1 protein-coding gene is annotated in these 538 nt (G+C 38.1%); it reads left to right on the forward strand.

The genetic code is table 11. The features are described 5' to 3' along the window. Positions 1 to 11: 11 nt before the first annotated feature. Positions 12 to 538: hypothetical protein (locus GOU96_RS18180; RefSeq protein WP_258503741.1), on the forward strand; the 527-nt coding region annotated here is incomplete at its 3' end.

Here is a 538-nt window from a genome sequence, read left to right on the forward strand (position 1 = left end):
ACGAGGAAATAATGATTGATGCACGTTTAAAGCAATATTGGCTGGATGAACTTAAAGCCTCAGCACATTTTCTAGAGGGACTTTATCGCTCTAGAGAGTGGAGTGAACGACTAGAATATGAGGTTGAAAAATCGATATTTGTTGGGTTTTACGCTATCCGAAAGTTACTGGAAAACGGACATATGGATCAAGGCGTATCCAGCCTTAATTGGACATTAACAGCTTATCCTTTTTGCGAAGAAGCTAAATCAGAAAAATGGATTCGTAATTACAATCACAGCAATGGCTTTGCTAAGCTGTTTAGCCTAAAGAAAATTTGCCACCAATTTGTTCATAGCGTTCACTTTTCGCCATTTGTGCCTGATGGGAACTTCTGTGTGGGGTTCTATTTTGTTTCTGACAATGACCGTAAGAAAGAACTGTATTACATTCAGTTGGTTAATGTTCTGAATGTCTTCTTAAGCGTGGCAAGCGGGAAGAATGTTAAGCTAAAAATTGAGCATAATAAGAATAGTCTTTCTGTCAATTTAGCCAACAC

This window comes from Vibrio sp. R-1, assembly GCF_035615595.1.
GTDB classification, from domain to species: Bacteria; Pseudomonadota; Gammaproteobacteria; order Enterobacterales; family Vibrionaceae; genus Vibrio; species Vibrio cholerae.